14 protein-coding genes and 1 tRNA gene are annotated in these 15,318 nt (G+C 70.1%); 7 read left to right on the top strand and 8 right to left on the bottom strand.

What is annotated here, in order from left to right:
• Both ACFVXJ_RS22790 and ACFVXJ_RS22785 read left to right on the top strand, forming a co-directional pair.
• On the top strand, positions 1-455 hold a 455-nt coding region (locus ACFVXJ_RS22790; protein ID WP_389664138.1), incomplete at its 5' end, for a carboxyl transferase domain-containing protein.
• A 22-nt stretch (positions 456-477) separates the two neighbouring features.
• On the top strand, positions 478-681 hold the full coding sequence (locus tag ACFVXJ_RS22785; RefSeq protein ID WP_389664136.1) for an acyl-CoA carboxylase subunit epsilon: 204 nt from the start codon (positions 478-480) through the stop codon (positions 679-681).
• Positions 682-779: 98 nt separating this feature from the next.
• Here ACFVXJ_RS22785 and ACFVXJ_RS22780 read toward each other — a convergent pair whose 3' ends face one another.
• The 8 genes from ACFVXJ_RS22780 to ACFVXJ_RS22745 form a co-directional block, all read right to left on the bottom strand.
• The gene (locus ACFVXJ_RS22780) at positions 780-1,361 is read right to left on the bottom strand and encodes an ATP/GTP-binding protein (protein WP_079429940.1); all 582 of its coding nucleotides are present in this window, start codon (positions 1,359-1,361) and stop codon (positions 780-782) included.
• Positions 1,342-1,929: a DUF742 domain-containing protein gene (locus tag ACFVXJ_RS22775; RefSeq protein ID WP_389664135.1), complete on the bottom strand. Its 588-nt coding sequence runs from the start codon at positions 1,927-1,929 to the stop codon at positions 1,342-1,344. Before ACFVXJ_RS22775 ends, ACFVXJ_RS22780 begins: the two co-directional genes overlap by 20 nt.
• A gap of 93 nt (positions 1,930-2,022) precedes the next feature.
• Positions 2,023-2,436 (bottom strand): roadblock/LC7 domain-containing protein, encoded by a 414-nt coding sequence (locus ACFVXJ_RS22770; protein ID WP_008739857.1) that lies wholly within the window; start codon positions 2,434-2,436, stop codon positions 2,023-2,025.
• 10 nt (positions 2,437-2,446) lie between these two features.
• The gene (locus tag ACFVXJ_RS22765; protein ID WP_389664134.1) at positions 2,447-5,650 is read right to left on the bottom strand and encodes a nitrate- and nitrite sensing domain-containing protein; all 3,204 of its coding nucleotides are present in this window, start codon (positions 5,648-5,650) and stop codon (positions 2,447-2,449) included.
• 294 nt (positions 5,651-5,944) lie between these two features.
• On the bottom strand, positions 5,945-6,529 hold the full coding sequence (locus tag ACFVXJ_RS22760; protein ID WP_136214586.1) for an ATP/GTP-binding protein: 585 nt from the start codon (positions 6,527-6,529) through the stop codon (positions 5,945-5,947).
• Complete coding sequence (locus ACFVXJ_RS22755; protein ID WP_136214587.1) at positions 6,510-6,902, bottom strand: DUF742 domain-containing protein; 393 nt, start codon at positions 6,900-6,902, stop codon at positions 6,510-6,512. The genes ACFVXJ_RS22760 and ACFVXJ_RS22755 overlap by 20 nt, the downstream gene beginning before the upstream one ends.
• 152 nt (positions 6,903-7,054) lie before the next feature.
• Positions 7,055-7,468 (bottom strand): roadblock/LC7 domain-containing protein, encoded by a 414-nt coding sequence (locus ACFVXJ_RS22750; protein WP_306432442.1) that lies wholly within the window; start codon positions 7,466-7,468, stop codon positions 7,055-7,057.
• A 9-nt stretch (positions 7,469-7,477) separates the two neighbouring features.
• Positions 7,478-11,191, bottom strand: coding sequence for a nitrate- and nitrite sensing domain-containing protein (locus tag ACFVXJ_RS22745; RefSeq protein ID WP_389664133.1), 3,714 nt, complete (start codon positions 11,189-11,191; stop codon positions 7,478-7,480).
• 568 nt (positions 11,192-11,759) lie between these two features.
• Here ACFVXJ_RS22745 and ACFVXJ_RS22740 point away from each other — a divergent pair.
• The 5 genes from ACFVXJ_RS22740 (at position 11,760) to ACFVXJ_RS22720 (ending at position 15,310) form a co-directional block, all read left to right on the top strand.
• On the top strand, positions 11,760-11,945 hold the full coding sequence (locus tag ACFVXJ_RS22740; RefSeq protein WP_389664132.1) for a hypothetical protein: 186 nt from the start codon (positions 11,760-11,762) through the stop codon (positions 11,943-11,945).
• 97 nt (positions 11,946-12,042) lie between these two features.
• A complete protein-coding gene (locus tag ACFVXJ_RS22735; protein ID WP_361308995.1) occupies positions 12,043-12,831 on the top strand; it encodes a fumarylacetoacetate hydrolase family protein in 789 nt (262 codons plus the stop codon).
• Positions 12,824-14,299: a glutamate--tRNA ligase gene (gene gltX / locus ACFVXJ_RS22730; RefSeq protein WP_389664130.1), complete on the top strand. Its 1,476-nt coding sequence runs from the start codon at positions 12,824-12,826 to the stop codon at positions 14,297-14,299. Before ACFVXJ_RS22735 ends, gltX begins: the two co-directional genes overlap by 8 nt.
• A 125-nt stretch (positions 14,300-14,424) precedes the next feature.
• A complete protein-coding gene (locus tag ACFVXJ_RS22725; protein WP_389664129.1) occupies positions 14,425-15,153 on the top strand; it encodes an HAD family hydrolase in 729 nt (242 codons plus the stop codon).
• Positions 15,154-15,238: 85 nt separating this feature from the next.
• Positions 15,239-15,310, top strand: a tRNA-Gln gene (locus tag ACFVXJ_RS22720).
• The last annotated feature ends 8 nt before the right edge of the window (positions 15,311-15,318 follow it).

Below are 15,318 nucleotides of genomic sequence, written 5' to 3'. Positions count from 1 at the left end.
TCCTGCCGGGCGTCGACCAGGAACACGGCGGCATCATCCGCCACGGCGCCAAGCTGCTGTACGCCTACTGCAACGCGACCGTGCCGCGGATCTCGCTGATCCTGCGCAAGGCGTACGGCGGCGCGTACATCGTCATGGACTCCCAGTCCATCGGCGCCGACCTCACCTACGCCTGGCCGACCAACGAGATCGCCGTGATGGGCGCGGAGGGCGCGGCCAACGTCATCTTCCGCAGGCAGATCGCGGACGCCGAGGACCCGGAGGCCATGCGCGCCCGCATGGTCAAGGAGTACAAGGCCGAACTGATGCACCCGTACTACGCGGCCGAGCGCGGCCTCGTCGACGACGTCATCGACCCCGCCGAGACCCGCGAGGTGCTCGTCAGCGCCCTCGCGATGCTCCGCACCAAGCACGCCGATCTGCCGTCCCGCAAGCACGGCAACCCCCCGCAGTAAGAGCGAAGGAGACCTGCCACCCATGAGCGTCACCGCAGACACGTTGCTCAAGGTCGAGAAGGGCAACGCCGAGCCCGAGGAGCTGGCCGCGATCACCGCGATCCTGCTCGCCCGCGCCGCCGCCGCCCCCGTGGCCGCCCCGGTGCACACCATCGGCTCCCAGGCCCGCTGGCGCCGCCTGGAGCGCAGCCCCGGCTTCCGCTCCGCCCACAGCTGGCGCGGCTGACCCCCTGGGTCGAAAGAGACGGCCTGGCGGCCGGAACGTCGAAAGGCCCCCGCACTCCTCGGAGTGCGGGGGCCTTTCGTATGAGCCGGGCCGGCCGGTTACCGCAGGCGCGCCATCAGCGCGTGCTCGACCAGGGTGATGAGCGCGCTCTTGGCGTCGCCGCGGTGGCGGGCGTCGGTGGTGATGATGGGGGCGTCCGGGCCGATCTGCAGGGCCTCGCGGACTTCCTCCGGGGTGTACGGCTGGTGGCCGTCGAAGCCGTTGAGGGCGATGACGAACGGCAGGCCGCTGTTCTCGAAGTAGTCGACGGCGGGGAAGCAGTCGGCGAGACGGCGCGTGTCGACCAGCACCACGGCACCGATGGCACCGCGCACGAGGTCGTCCCACATGAACCAGAAGCGGTCCTGACCCGGGGTACCGAAGAGGTACAGGATCAGGTCCTGGTCCAGGGTGATGCGGCCGAAGTCCATGGCGACCGTGGTGGTCGTCTTGTCCCCGGTGTGGGTCAGGTCGTCGATACCGGCGGAAGCGCTGGTCATGACGGCTTCGGTACGCAGCGGATTGATCTCGGAGACCGCGCCGACGAACGTGGTCTTGCCCACGCCGAAGCCGCCCGCCACCACGATCTTCGCGGAGGTGGTGGAGCGAGCCGCTCCGCCGTTAGAGCTTGCGAAGTCCACTGAGCACCCTTTCGAGCAGTGTCACATCTGGCTGGCCGCCGGCAGACTCGTCGCCGCCGGGCTGATGAATGGCGACAAGGCCCGCCTCCGCCAGGTCGGCGACGAGGATGCGGGCGACACCAAGAGGAATGGAGAGAAGTGCCGAGATCTCCGCGACGGATTTGATCTCCTGGCACAGACGGCAGATGCGCTGGTGCTCGGGCAACTGCCCTTGCAGCCGAGCGGGATCGGCCGTGGTGCTGACCAGCGCCTCGATGGCGAGCTGGTAGCGCGGCCGGGTACGGCCGCCGGTCATCGCGTACGGACGCACCAGCGGGTTGTGCGCCTTGGGGGCCTGCGGGCGCGAGGCCCGCGGCGGCTGCTGCGGCAGCCGGTGAGGAGCTTGCGGCTGCTGCGGCTGCTGCGGTTGCTGGGGCTGACCGTACTGCTGCTGACCGTACTGCTGCTGGTACGGGTCCTGCTCCGGCACCGGCCGGCTGGGAGCGGAGGGAAAGTTGAAGCGGTTCTGGTCGTGCCCACCCTGCGGCTGCTGCGCGCCGCCATAAGGATGTCCTCCGGGTGTTGTCACGTTTCCTCCTCCTGCTCCAAGAACGCAGTACTCCCTGTAGAACCGCGCCACCGCACCCTATGGTGCGATGACGCGAAACGCACTGCCTGTTTGCTAGTTGAGAAGACTTCCCTGCAGCTCCGAACGCAGTTCCGGGGTGAGGACGCTGCCGGCCCGGTCCACGAGGAGGGCCATCTCGTAGCCCACGAGGCCGATGTCGCACTCGGGGTGCGCGAGCACCGCGAGCGAGGAACCGTCGGAGACGGACATGAGGAACAGGAATCCCCGGTCCATCTCCACCACGGTCTGGTTGACGGCGCCGCCCTCGAAGATGCGGGAGGCTCCGGCGGTCAGCGACGTCAGACCGGAGGCCACGGCCGCCAGCTGATCGGCGCGGTCGCGCGGGAATCCGTCGGACATCGCCAGAAGGAGTCCGTCGGCGGAGACCACCACGGTGTGGGACACCCCGGGGGTGTTGTCCACGAAGTTGGTGATCAACCAGTTCAGGTTCTGTGCCGCCTGGCTCATCGGGCTCACACTAACGCTCCTGGTCATAGCTGTTACTTGACTGCTCGGAACCCGCGCTGCGTCCCTGCTGGACACCGCGCCGCAGGTTGCTCAACCTGCCGCGGACGTCCTCCGGGGCGCGGGAGACCTGGGGGCCGCCCTGCGGGGTCGTCTCCGCAGCACCCTCGACCAGGTTGGCCTTGGGTACCCGCCGAGGGAGACCGGACGGGGTGACCCCGCCCGCCTTCGGCTCACGGAGCTTGGCGGCCTGCTGCCAGCGCTCGTCGTTGTTCGAACGCCACGACGCGCTGTCTTCCGTCTCCTCCGGGGCACTCCGCGTCTCAGCGGGCTGCTGCTGACGCTGCGGCCGCTGCTCGAAGAGGGATCCGGTGGACTCCGCTTTCTGCTGGCCCGACTGCTGCTGGCTGCCGCGACGCGGCAGGCCCGCCCCGGTCATCTGGTGACCGGTGTCGGCAGCGGCACCCGGACGGTCGAAGCCTACGCGGTCCGGAGCCGCTTCGGGAGCGACCCGGGATTCCGATTCGTTCCCGTAGTCCTGCTGGTAGGCGTCCGAGTAGGTGTTCTGCTCGGGCCACTCCGCCTGCGGGGACTGCGATGCGTAGCCGTCCTCGTAGGACTGGGCGCTGTGTGCCTGGTCCTGGTATCCGGCTTCCGGATAAGCGTAGTTCTGTTCCGGGTATGCCTCGTACGCCTGCTCGGATCCGGAAGTCCCGTACGAGGGCTCGTAGCCCTGCGCGGACTGCTGTTCGTAGCCCTGGTACTCCTGGTAGCCGTGTTCCGGCTGCGGTTCCGGATACTCCTGCGCCGAGTAACCCGACTGCTGGTCCTGGTCCTGATCCTGCGGGTAGCCGACCTGGGCCGCCAGCGCGGCCCGGCGCTCCTGCTGGGTCAGGGACCGTCCGACCGGGTCGAGCGGGCGCTCCTCGCCGCCCCGCCCGTCGCCGCCCTGGGCGTCGTAGCGCGAGTCGTCGAAGCCGAGCTCGGCGGCCGTGCGCAGCGCCGGGGCCGACTGGGCCTGCTGCTCCGGGATGATCGAGGAGACCGTGAAGTCGTCGTCCGGTATGCCCTCGCCACCGCCACCGTGGGTGATGGCATCCGGGAGCATGACCAGCGAGGTGGTGCCGGCCGCTTCGCCGGAGGGGCGCAGCTGGACGCGGATGCCGTGGCGGTCCGCCAGCCGGCCGACCACGAACAGCCCCATGCGCTGCGAAACCGCGGCGTCCACGGTCGGCGGGTTGGCCAACTTGTGGTTGATGTCCGCGAAGTCCTCGGCGGTGAGGCCGATGCCCTTGTCGTGGATCTCCACCATGACGCGGCCGTCGGGCAGCCGGGTGGCGTTGACGCGGACCTTGGTCTGGGGGGAGGAGAACGTGGTCGCGTTCTCCAGCAGCTCGGCGAGTAGGTGCACGAGGTCGGTCACGGCCTGACCGTGGATCTCCGCCTCGGAGACGCCCGAGAGCTCGATGCGCTCGTACTGTTCCACCTCGGAGGAGGCGGCGCGCAGCACGTCGACGAGGGGCACCGGCTGGTCCCAGCGGCGGCCGGGCTCCTCACCCGCGAGGATGAGGAGGTTCTCGCCGTTGCGGCGCATGCGGGTGGCCAGGTGGTCAAGCCGGAAGAGGTTCTCCAGCTGGTCGGGGTCGGCCTCGTTGTTCTCCAGGTCGGTGATGAGGGTCAACTGGCCCTCGATCAGCGACTGGTTGCGCATGGAGAGGTTGGTGAAGATCGCGTTGACGTTCCCTCGCAGGAGGGCCTGCTCGGCGGCGAGCCGGACCGCTTCCCGGTGGACCTGGTCGAAGGCGCGGGCGACCTCGCCGATCTCGTCCTGGGAGTCGATCGGGATCGGCGTCACACGGGTGTCGACCTTGCCGGGGTCGGTGCGCGAGAGCTGGTCGACGAGCATCGGCAGGCGCTGCTCGGCGACGTCGAAGGCGGCGCTGCGCAGCCGGCGCATGGAGCGGCTCATCTGGCGGGCCATCATGCCGGCCAGGATGAACGCGGCGAGCAGCGCCACGACCACGGCGGCACCGGTGATGATGGCGTCGTTGCGGGCCGAGTCGGACACCGCGACGGAGTCCTTCACGGCCTTGTCGAGGAGTTCCTTCTCGATCTCGGCGTAACCGTCGAACTTGGCGGTGGCCGCGGCCTGCCAGGCCGGGGCGGTGGTGCCGCCGGCGGCGAGCTTCTCCTTGCTCACGCCACTGGCTATCGCCTCGGTCATGCCGGTGAGGGCGGACCCGTTGACGACCGGCGGCGCCTTGAAGGTGGTGCCGGCCTGGTCGGCCGCCAGCTTGGCGGCGGTGAGCTTGGCGGCGCCGTCCTTGGCCTTGTCGGCCATGACCTCCTTGAGGCGGTTGGTGTCCGCGTCGGTGCCCGCCGCGACGTACTCGCCGATCGCGATCTCTTCGAGGTAGGCGTAGGAGGAGAACGCGACGAGCTGGCCCCTGCGGACCTCCTCGTTCTCGTTCGGGCGGACCAGCAGGTGCGTGCCGACAGAGCGCTGGAGCGAGTTGGCGGCCTTGGCCAGCTCGACCGCGTAGACCATGCGGCCGTAGCTGGTCACGTTGCCGGTGCCGAGGCCCAGTTCGTTGGAGAACGTCATGAGGTAGTGCTGGACCAGCACGTACCCCTCTTCGGTCGGGATGGGACCCGCCTGGTTGGGAAGCGCCTTCTTCGGTGTCTCCGGAGCCACGTAGGCCGTCTTGCGGACCTGCTCCAGCTTGGGCTCCTCCTGGCGGAAGAGCGCCAGGCGGTGTTCCAGGCTCTGGTTGTCCGGGAGGTCCTTGGCGGCTTCGGCGAACTTCTCCTTGGCCGCGTCCGTGGCCGCGTACGCCTTCGCGACGACCGGGCTGTTGCGCTCGCCCTTGAGGAGCGGCTCGGCGGTGAGGTCACGCTCGTTGAGGAGGGCCTGGCCGTATTCGGCCGCCGCCTGGACGATGCGGGCCGTCTTCTCGGCGTCCTTGGCCTCGTTCCAGCTGTCGATCGAGCCCTTCACCTGGAAGCCGCCCATGACCAGTCCGACGAGGACGGGTACGAGCAGGATGGCGTTCAGCTTGGTCGGCACACGCCAGTTGCGCGGGGCGAACTTGCTGGCACTTCCCTTGGTCGCGGGTGGCTCCACGGGCGCGTCGACGGGCGACGCGGCCGCTCGCGGCGGCGGGGTGAAGTTGCCCCGCGCGGGTTCGACCCCGGGGCTCGCGTTGCTTCGCCTCACTCGACCAACAACCTCTCGGCGGTGCTACTAGCTAGTTCGTTGAATTCCAGCACGGTTGACGGCCCTGTTCCAAACAGTTGGAATCGGCCATTCCAACAGCCTTATGTGCCGCATAAATCGGACATAAAGAGCGACCTGCTGCAAAAGCCGGGCCCGTTGTGAGCGCAGCGGTACCGCGCGAACGCACCCTGTGCCCGATCGGCGGCAATTCTCTGTCGAAACGTTATGAACGAGGAGGGCGGGCCGTGTTCTATGACACAGCCCGCCCTCTGACGAACACGACGTGAAGCCCTGTTACTTGAGCCGCGCCATCAGCGCGTGCTCCACGAGCGTGATGAGCGCGCTCTTGGCGTCCGCGCGGTGGCGGGCGTCGGTGGTGATGATGGGGGCGTCCGGGCCGATCTGCAGGGCCTCGCGGACTTCCTCCGGGGTGTACGGCTGGTGCCCCTCGAAACCGTTGAGCGCCACCACGAACGGCAGGCCGCTGTTCTCGAAGTAGTCGACGGCGGGGAAGCAGTCGGCGAGACGGCGGGTGTCGACCAGGACGATGGCGCCGATGGCGCCGCGGACCAGGTCGTCCCACATGAACCAGAAGCGGTCCTGACCCGGGGTACCGAAGAGGTACAGGATCAGGTCCTGGTCCAGGGTGATGCGGCCGAAGTCCATGGCGACCGTGGTGGTCGTCTTGTCCCCGGTGTGGGTCAGGTCGTCGATGCCCGCGCTCGCGGACGTCATCACGGCCTCGGTACGCAGCGGATTGATCTCGGAGACCGCGCCGACGAACGTGGTCTTGCCCACGCCGAAGCCGCCCGCCACCACGATCTTCGCGGAGGTGGTGGAGCGAGGAGCCGCTCCGCCGTCAGATCTTGCGAAGTCCACTGAGAACCCTCTCGAGCAGCGTTACATCCGGCGTTCCGCCGGCCTCTCCATTGCCCGGCTGGTGGATGGCCACCATTCCGGCCTCGGCCAGGTCGGCGACGAGGATCCGGGCGACACCGAGCGGCATCGACAGCAGTGCGGAGACCTCCGCGACCGACTTCACCTCACGGCACAGGGTGCAGATGCGCTGGTGCTCCGGCAGCAGGCCGGACAGGTGCATCGGATCGGCCGTGGTGCTGACCAGCGCCTCTATGGCGAGCTGGTAGCGCGGCCGGGTCCGGCCGCCGGTCATCGCGTAGGGACGCACCAGCGGCTGGTCGCCTTCCGAGTACGAGTCTCCGTACGAGTCCGGGTAGGCGGGGGGCGGGGTCATTGATCCTCCGGGCTGGACAGCAGTGGTCAGCGTGCCGTCTCACGGGGCGGCCGGTGGGGGGGACGGTATGACGGCCTGGCGGTGGTACTTGGGTGCGGGGCGGGCGCCCCGGCCCCCCGGCCGGAAGTACCGTCCGGCCGGGAGGATTGCGGTCAGCCGAGCAGGCTTCCCTGGAGTTCCGAGCGCAGTTCCGGGGTGAGGACGCTGCCGGCCCGGTCCACGAGGAGGGCCATCTCGTAGCCCACGAGGCCGATGTCGCACTCGGGGTGCGCCAGTACGGCCAGCGAGGAACCGTCGGAGACGGACATGAGGAACAGGAATCCCCGGTCCATCTCCACCACGGTCTGGTTGACGGCGCCGCCCTCGAAGATGCGGGAGGCACCGGCGGTCAGCGACGTCAGACCGGAGGCCACGGCCGCCAGCTGATCGGCCCGGTCACGGGGGAAACCTTCCGACATCGCCAGAAGGAGTCCGTCGGCGGAGACCACCACGGTGTGGGACACCCCGGGGGTGTTGTCCACGAAGTTGGTGATCAACCAGTTCAGGTTCTGTGCCGCCTGGCTCATCGAACTCAACTAACGCTCCTGCTGGTAAGTGGGGTCGATCTGGTAACTGCCGGTCGCGGGGCCGGTGGTGCCGGCCTGGCGCCCCTGCTGGATACCGCGTCGGAGGTTGGTGAGGCGACCGCGGACGTCGTCCGGGGCGCGGGAGACCTGCGGGCCCGCCTGGGTCTCGGCCTGCTGCTGAGCGGTACCGGCCACCAGGTTCGCCCGCGGTACCCGCTTGGGCAGACCCGAGGTGGTGATGCCGCCGGCGGCGGGCTGGCGCACGCGCTCGGCCTGCCGCATCAGCTCGTCGTTGGGCGAGGACCGCCAGCTGACGGTCGGCACCGCGCCGGTCGCCGTCTGGTCGGCGGAGAGTTCCTGACCGCGCTGGGGGAGCGGCTGCTGGTGAGCCGGCGCGGCCGGAGCCTGCTGCTGGTACTGCTGCGGCTGCTGGGGTGCGGAGGGGCCGCCGTCCTGGCGGACCCAGTTGGACTCCAGCGTGTCGAAGATGGGGCTGCGCGCCTCGCCGGGACCCGAGGCCGGCGGCAGCGCCTCGGGCCGGGCCTGCGGACGCTGCGGCGGGAAGTAGCCGCCGGATTGCGGAGCCTGGGGCCGACCGCCGCCGGGGCCGCCCACGCCGGGGCCGCCGCCGCGGGGTGCCTGGAAGTCCCCCGGGCGCTCGAACTGCCCGGTGGCGGACGGGTCCAGGGGACCGCGTACGTCGGGGCGCTCGAACTGTCCCGTGGTGCTGTCGGCGGGGTTGCCGCCGGCGTACGGGGCCGGGGCGTTGAAGTCCGGGCGGGGGAACTCGGCCGTCGCACCGGGGCCCGACAGCTCGTCGTGCCCGCGCGGGACCTCGTGACCACCCTGGCCCGCGCCCCAGCTGGTGCCCTGCGGGGCCGCGCCGCCCGCACCCGGGAGTTCCGGACGCGGGGCGCCGCCGCGCGGCGGCAACTGCGGCCGCTTGCGCTGGACGGGAGCCGGGGGCTGACCCTGGTTCTGGGAGCCGGCCGGAGCGGGCTGCTGCTGCGGCCGCTCGAAGCCGTTGCCCTGCGGGAAGGCGGAGGGAGAGGCACCGGGCCGGGACTGCGGCGCACCACCGACGGGACCGCCGGGCGCACCGCCCGCCGGACCCGCGACCGGACCGCGGCCCGGGAGCGGGGCACCGGGGGTGAACCCACCCGCGCCCTGACCCGTCGGGGCACCCGGACCGGCCTGCGGACGCGCCATCGGGCCGCCCTGCTGCTGCGGCCGGCCGGCCGGACCGCCCTGCGGGCCGGGACCCTGGCCCTGGGGCCGCTGCTGCATGCCGGCGGACGCGTCCCGCCCGGGCAGCGCGGCACGCTGCCCGGCGGCGGAGACCTGACCGCGCTGCGGACCGGCGCCCACGGGGGGACGGGCGCCGCCGGCGCCGACGGCACCCTGTCCCACGGAACCGCCCAGGCCGCCCGGACCGCCCTGCGGGGCACCGGAGCCAGGACCGCCCTGACCACCCTGGCCGGGCATCGGCGCCGGCTTCTTGCCGCCCTGGGCGACATCCACCGGCAGCATGACGAGCGCGGTGGTACCGCCCGAGTCGGAGGGGCGCAGCTGGATGCGGATGCCGTGTCGCAGGGACAGGCGGCCGACCACGAACAGGCCCATACGGCGGGAGACGGAGACGTCCACGGTCGGCGGCGACGCGAGCCGCTCGTTGATCGCGGCGAGGTCCTCGGGGGACAGGCCGATACCGGTGTCGTGGATCTCGACGAGCACCCGGCCGTCCGGCAGGGCGTGACCGGTGACCTTGACCTTGGTCTGCGGGGAGGAGAACGAGGTGGCGTTCTCCAGCAGCTCGGCGAGGAGGTGCACGAGGTCGTTGACGACGCGGCCGGCCACGTCGGTGCCGGGCACCGACGCGAGTTCGATGCGCTCGTACTGCTCCACCTCGGACGCCGCGGCGCGGAGCACGTCGACGAGCGGGACGGGGCGGGTCCACCGGCGGCCCGGTTCCTCGCCCGCGAGGACGAGGAGGTTTTCGCCGTTACGGCGCATACGGGTCGCGAGGTGGTCGAGCTTGAAGAGCGAGGACAGCTGGTCCGGGTCGGCCTCGCGCGACTCCAGCTCGGAGATGAGCGAGAGCTGGCGCTGGATGAGACCCTGCGAGCGGCGCGAGAGGTTGGTGAACATCGCGTTGACGTTGCCCCGCAGCAGGGCCTGCTCGGCGGCGAGGCGGACGGCCTCGCGGTGCACGTCGTCGAAGGCCGCGGCCACCTGGCCGATCTCGTCGCGGGTGTGCAGACCGACGGACTCCACCGTCGTGTCGACGTCCTGGGGGTCGGTCTCGGACAGCTGCTTGACGAGCTCGGGCAGCCGGTCCTGGGCGACGCGGGTCGCCGTGTCCTGGAGGCGGCGCAGCGAGCGGATCATGGACCGGGCCATGACGAAGGCGCCGACGAGGGAGACACCGAGCACGAGGAGGATCAGCGCACCGTTGATGATGGCGTCCTGCTGCGACGCGCTCTTGAGCTCGCGGGCCTTCTGCTCCATGTCCTCGAGCAGGGTGAGCTCGATGACCTTCATGGCCGTGAGCTTGGTGCCGTCGGCGTCGTACCAGTCCATCCAGGAGTGGTACGCCTGCTCCTTGCTGAACTGGCCCTGCGTTGACAGGACGCGACGGGTGTAGTGGTCGGCCTTGCTGATCTCCGCGTTGCCGTCGCCGAGGCTGGCGAGGAGTTCCTCGGACTTGCCCTGGTAGACGAGTTCGAAGGTCTTCTTCGCCTGGCTCTCGCCGCGCAGCGCGGACAGCGCGTACAGGCGGTCGTTCTCACCCAGGTTGCCCGGCTTGTCGCCGCTCTCGGGAAGCGAGGCGGCGATGATCGCGCGCTGGATGGAGGCGTATTCCTTGGCGGAGGAGAAGGCCGCCAGGGCGCGCGTGCGCTTGATCATCTCCGGGTTGGAGGTGGCCTGGGCCATGTCCTGCGAGAGGGAGAGCAGCGAGACGATGAGCGCGTTGTACTCGGTGACCGTCTGCTGGGCGCCGCTCTGGTACGCCTTCTTGCGGATGTCCTCGATACCGGTGAGCTGGCGGCCGATCTGCAGGATGTTGTTGCGGATCGACTTGAGGGTGTCGTCCTTGTCCTGCGTGCTGTCGACCTTGTCGGTCGCGACGCTGAACGCTTCGATCGCCGTGTTGGTCTGGTCGCGGACGCCCTGGACGAGGGAGTTCGGCTTGCCCGACTTGTCGACCGACAGCGGACCGGCGGACTTGTCGCGCTCCTCCTGGAGCGCGGCGGCCAGATTGGTGGCCTGCCGGGTCATCGTCGTCAGCAGCTGCATGTGGTCCAGCTGCGCGATGTCGTTGAGCGAGTCGTTGATGCGGAAGCCACCGAGCGTGGTGGCGGCGACGACCGGCAGGGTCAGCAGCGACACCAGTCGCGTGCTGATGCGCCAGTTCTGCATGGCGAGGCGTGAAGCGGACCCGCTGGGGGCCTTCGGTATCGCCACGTCCTGTTCGGGAGCCGGTTCGCCCTTGCCCTTGGTCCGTGCCGCGCCCTTCGGCTTGGCCCGGCCCTTGGCCTTCCCCTTCACGGGGTTGGCGGCATCGGGGCCCGCTCCTTCGACAGCCGGCCCACGGTTCTGGGCGTGCTGGGGCGAGGAGCCACGGTCGGTCCCGCCGCGCGGCTCCTGCTCCGACGCAGCTTCCCCTCGGCCCTCATGGGCCTGGGGAGAACCCTTGCCATCCCTCTTGAATCGTCCCTGCACTAGCGTCGCAACCTCTGGACCAGGCGTCCCGCCGGTGGAGCGGTGGGACGGTGTCGAGTCGTGGGGCACTGACGGCCCCATGGTGGTCGTCGGTGACCGGCGCGTCTCCCTCTCCTTGCCGCCGCGCTGGGCGCTGAGTCGCGCCACCTGCGCGCCGGCTGATTCCCGCGGCGGTCCCGCGAATTCCAGCACAGTGGGGGATCTCCAACAAGGTGCGCGCGTCGCCCCGGCGAGCCGGTCACGGAATGCGACAGCCGTATTACGTGGCGTGGAAGCCCTATCGGGATGAACCGGACTTACATCGACCAAACAACGCGACTGTCAAGGTGTCCCAGTCGAGATGATCAGGAGCGGAATGACGCGTTCAGTGGCGCAATGTCCGTTTCCGGGCCATGAATTGACTGTCCGTTATGACCGTAATGCCGGGTCGCTGGTGAGGAAACTCACACAGCCCTGGCCATTACTTCCCGGTTCGGCGGGGGATTCAGATGTTTAGCCTTTCCCTTTGCAGGGTTGGCGCATCCGACAACCACCACACCGACGAGCGAGCCGAGGGCCCGAAACTCCGATGAAGACGACGATGATGTTCCGCAACATAGCCAACCCCCGCCGCACCACCCTGGCGCACCTCCAGGACGCCGAGGAACTGCAGTCGCCCCTGGCCCCGGAGCACTCCGTCGAGCTGCCCACGCAGACCGCGAACCCCCGCCGCACCGTCCTGATGGACGCCCCGGTCGCCGCCGCCGCGCAGTAGACCCGCCGGATACGGACGCGAAGCGCCGCCGCCCACCGCGTTAGCCTGGAGTCCGCAGATTCCGGCCGACGGAAATACAGAGGGGCAGACGCAACAGGTGCGCATCGCCAGGTTCTCGATCGACGGCAACGTCGCGTTCGGCGCGGTCGAGGGCAGCACTGCCCCCGGCGCCGAAAGCGAGCTCGTCCTCGACATCATCAAGGGCATTCCGTTCGCGGACTTCGAGCTCTCGGGCACCAAGGTGCCGCTGAACAAGGTCCGGCTCCTGCCGCCCGTGCTCCCGAACAAGGTCGTGGCCATCGGCCGCAACTACGCGGAGCACGCGGCGGAGCTCGGCAACGCGGTCCCGGAGACGCCCATCACCTTCTTCAAGCCCTCCACCTCCGTGGTCGGCCCGGGCGACCCCATCACGTACCCCTCCTTCTCCCAGGACCTCCACCACGAGGCGGAGCTGGCCGTGGTCATCGGCCGGATGTGCCGGGAGGTCCCCAAGGAGCGCGTCAAGGACGTGATCCTCGGCTACACCTGCGCCAACGACGTCACCGCCCGTGACGTCCAGCAGCGCGAGAAGCAGTGGGCCCGCGCCAAGGGCTTCGACAGCTCCTGCCCGCTGGGCCCCTGGATCGAGACCGACCTCGACCCGAGCGACCTGACCATCCAGTGCACGGTCAACGGCGAACAACGCCAGCTCGGCCGCACCAGCGACATGGTCCGCTCGATCGAGGACCTGATCGTGCACATCACCGAGGCCATGACGCTGCTCCCGGGCGACGTCATCCTCACGGGGACCCCGGCCGGAGTCGGCCCCCTCAACGTCGGCGACGAGGTCGCCGTCACCATCGAAGGCATCGGCACTCTCACCAACAAGGTGATCAAGCGTGGCTAACGCGAACGTCCGCGTACGTTTCTGTCCCTCCCCGACCGGCAACCCCCACGTGGGCCTGGTCCGGACCGCCCTCTTCAACTGGGCGTTCGCCCGCCACCACGGCGGTACGTTCGTCTTCCGCATCGAGGACACCGACGCGGCCCGCGACTCCGAGGAGTCCTACCACCAGCTGCTCGACTCGCTGCGCTGGCTGGGCTTCACCTGGGACGAGGGCCCCGAGGTCGGCGGCCCGCACGCGCCGTACCGCCAGTCACAGCGGATGGACATCTACGCCGACGTCGCCCAGCGCCTGCGCGACGGCGGCTACGCGTACGACTGCTACTGCACCACCGAGGAGCTGGAGGAGCGCCGCACCGCCGCCCGCGCCGCCGGCAAGCCCTCCGGCTACGACGGCCACTGCCGCGACCTGACCCCCGAGCAGGTGGCCGCGTACCGGGCCGAGGGCCGCCTCTCGATCGTCCGCTTCCGGATGCCCGACGAGCCGATCACCTTCACCGACCTGGTCCGCGGCGAGCTGACCTTCACCCCGGAGAACGTGCCGGACTTCGGCATCCTGCGGGCCAATGGCGCCCCGCTGTACACGCTCGTCAACCCGGTCGACGACGCGCTGATGCAGATCACGCACGTGCTGCGCGGCGAGGACCTGCTGTCCTCCACGCCCCGCCAGATCGCGCTCTACAAGGCGCTGATGGAGCTCGGCATCGCCACCGGCGTCCCCGAGTTCGGCCACCTGCCGTACGTCATGGGCGAGGGGAACAAGAAGCTCTCCAAGCGCGACCCGGAGTCCTCGCTCAACCTGTACCGCGAGCGCGGCTTCCTCCCCGAGGGCCTGCTGAACTACCTCTCGCTCCTCGGTTGGTCCTTCGCCAAGGACCAGGACATCTTCACCATCGAGGAGATGGTGGCGAAGTTCGACATCCCCGACGTGAACGCCAACCCGGCCCGCTTCGACCTCAAGAAGGCCGAGGCGATCAACGCCGACCACATCCGCCGGATGGACCCGAAGGCGTTCGCCGACGCGTGCCGGCCGTGGCTGCGCGCGCCCCACGCCAACTGGGAGCCGGCGGACTTCGACGAGCGGGCGTGGGAGGCCATCGCGCCGTACGCCCAGACCCGCGTGACGGTCCTGTCGGACATCACCGCGAACGTCGACTTCCTCTTCCGCAAGGAGCCGGTCGAGGACCAGGCGTCCTGGGACAAGGCGATGAAGGGCGAGCCCGCGGCCCTGCTCACCACCGTCCGGGCGCACCTGGAGACCGCCGACTGGACCGACCCGGAGGCGCTCAAGCAGGCCGTCCTGGCCGCCGGCGAGGCCCACGGCCTCAAGCTGGGCAAGGCCCAGGCCCCGGTCCGCGTGGCCGTCACCGGTCGTACGGTCGGCCTGCCGCTCTTCGAGTCCCTCCAGATCCTGGGCAAGGAGCGTTCCCTGGCCCGCATCGACGCGGCCCTGGCGAAGCTCGCCGGCTGACCGTTACGCACCCCCGCGGGGGCGGCCGCCTCCCCGGCGACCGCCCCCGCGGCGTTCTCGGCGCCCGCGTGACGAATTTCTTCGTCGTCCCCTCACCGGACGGGGCGCCCGGTAGTCTCGGCCGTATGCCGATCCGCGCGTTGTTGTGGGACATCGACGACACCCTGTTCGACTACACCGGTGCCGACACCGCCGGGCTCGGGCGGCATCTGGCCGAGAACGGACTGGCGGAGCGCTACGGGAGTCCGGCGGCGGCCCTCGCCCTGTGGCGCGCCACGACGGAACGCCACTGGGCGCGCTTCGCCGCCGGCGAGACGACCTTCCTGGCCCAGCGGCAGGACCGGGTGCGGGATTTCCTTTCGGCCCCCCACATGAGCGCCGCCGAGGCCGACGACTGGTTCGACCGGTACCTCGTGCACTACCAGGCGGCCTGGACGCTGTTCCCGGACGTGCTCCCCGTACTGGACGCCCTGGCCGCCGACTACCGGCACGGGGTGCTCTCCAACTCCTCCACCGCCAACCAGGACCCCAAGCTGCGCCGACTCGGTCTGCGCGAGCGCTTCGAAGTGCTGGTCTGCGCCGCCGAGCTCGGCGTCAGCAAGCCGGACGCCGCCGCCTTCCTGGGGGCCTGCGAGGCGCTCGGGCTGCCGCCGGGGGAAGTGGCGTACGTCGGCGACCAGCCGGAGATCGACGCCCGCGGCGCCCGGGACGCGGGGCTCACGGCGGTGTGGCTCGACCGGTCCGGCACGCCCGGACCGACGCCCGAAGGAGTGCACAGGATCTCCGGTCTGGGCCGGCTCCCCGCGCTGCTGGCCGCAGATACCCGTTTTGGAGCACGGTCAGGCATCCGGTAATGTTCTTTCTGCGCCGCCCGAGCGGGCCGAAAGGCCGGACGGAGGCGCTGACCAAATAAAAGTCCCTCAGGGGCTTGCGTTTTGGTGGGCTATAGTGTAATTGGCAACACGAGGGTTTCTGGTTCCCTTATTCTAGGTTCGAGTCCTGGTAGCCCAGCGCAGTGC

The organism is Streptomyces sp. NPDC058279 (assembly GCF_042881255.1).
Classification (GTDB): Bacteria; Actinomycetota; Actinomycetes; order Streptomycetales; family Streptomycetaceae; genus Streptomyces.
The sequence above is the reverse complement of the archived record's forward strand: the minus strand, read 5'-3'. Positions and strand labels throughout refer to the sequence as shown.

Excerpts from the sequence above, each read along its gene's own strand:
- ACFVXJ_RS22785 (WP_389664136.1), top strand. The coding sequence starts at position 478 with ATGAGCGTCACCGCAGACACGTTGCTCAAGGTCGAGAAGGGCAACGCC.
- ACFVXJ_RS22770 (WP_008739857.1), bottom strand. The coding sequence starts at position 2,436 with ATGAGCCAGGCGGCACAGAACCTGAACTGGTTGATCACCAACTTCGTG.
- ACFVXJ_RS22755 (WP_136214587.1), bottom strand. The coding sequence starts at position 6,902 with ATGACCCCGCCCCCCGCCTACCCGGACTCGTACGGAGACTCGTACTCG.
- ACFVXJ_RS22750 (WP_306432442.1), bottom strand. The coding sequence starts at position 7,468 with ATGAGCCAGGCGGCACAGAACCTGAACTGGTTGATCACCAACTTCGTG.
- ACFVXJ_RS22740 (WP_389664132.1), top strand. The coding sequence starts at position 11,760 with ATGAAGACGACGATGATGTTCCGCAACATAGCCAACCCCCGCCGCACC.
- ACFVXJ_RS22725 (WP_389664129.1), top strand. The coding sequence starts at position 14,425 with ATGCCGATCCGCGCGTTGTTGTGGGACATCGACGACACCCTGTTCGAC.